General features: G+C 44.3%; 1 protein-coding gene. It reads left to right on the forward strand.

Annotated elements, in window-relative coordinates:
- The coding region (locus N1032_RS23540) for a phage nozzle protein (RefSeq protein ID WP_259542795.1) at positions 1 to 1,141 on the forward strand (1,141 nt) is incomplete at both ends.

Below are 1,141 nucleotides of genomic sequence, written 5' to 3' on the forward strand. Positions count from 1 at the left end.
AAGATGTTGTCATCAAAGAAGGAAGTGCTGTCTCTGATGGTGGCACATTCACAGGTGATGATGTTTATCTCGATTGCCTTATCAAAGTAGTTGGTGGTCAGTATGGTAGAACAATCAAAGTAACCATCAATGGTAAAACATTCTCCTACAAATGCCCTCCTGGTATTGCTCCTGCAACTTATGCGAAGGAAGTAACTGGTAAGATTTACGATAAAGATGGCAACCCTATTGGGGATATCACTACCACTGTCCAACAGAACGATGGTTCAACCTTAGCTGCTCAGATGCCTTCTTGGACAGATGGACAGTTCATCATTGATAATGGTGCTCAAGGCCCCAATGTAATCAACGGATTCGCTTACCCTGACTCTGGTCTTGCTTTCAAAATGAGAGCAGCAGGGACTGGATTAGGTGCAGGTTGGGTAGTTGAAACTGGCCCAGGTTGGATTCACGTTAAGTCTCCTGCTGGAACACCAATCACTGAACTCCGTGTTGATGATGGTTATGCTAACCAGATTGCTTCTGCTCTTGTTCACCAAGTAACAGCTGTGGCTAAACTACCTATCGAAGCTCCTAACGGATACAAGATTCAGGTAACAGGTGATACCACTAAATCAGGTGATAAATACTACGTTCAGTATGATGCTCGTGATAAAGTATGGAAAGAAGCCGTAGGTTGGAATATCACCAAAGGGCTTGACTCAGCAACTATGCCTCACGCTCTAGTCCGTAAAGCAGATGGTTCGTTTGTATTCACTGCTATTGATGGAACTGTTGACCTCGGTGGTGGGCAGAAGATTCAGACTTGGGCAGAGAGAACTGCTGGTGATGATGATACTAACCCTCAACCTTCATTCGTAGGAGGTAGATTTAATGACGTCTTTATGTTCCGAAATCGCCTCGGTTTGCTCGCAGGTGAGAACATTATCTTGTCGAGAACTTCTCATTACTTAAACTTCTACCCTGCGTCCGTGGCAAACGAATCTGATGATGACCCTATTGACGTGGCTGTTTCTCATAACCGCATCTCTGTCTTGAAATATGCCGTTCCATTCAGTGAACAGTTGCTGTTGTGGTCAGACCAAGCACAGTTCGTATTGAACGCTACAGGTATCTTGTCAAGCAAAACAATGGAACTTAA

The sequence above is a fragment of the Herbiconiux daphne genome, assembly GCF_024979295.1.
Classification (GTDB): Bacteria; Actinomycetota; Actinomycetes; order Actinomycetales; family Microbacteriaceae; genus Herbiconiux; species Herbiconiux daphnes.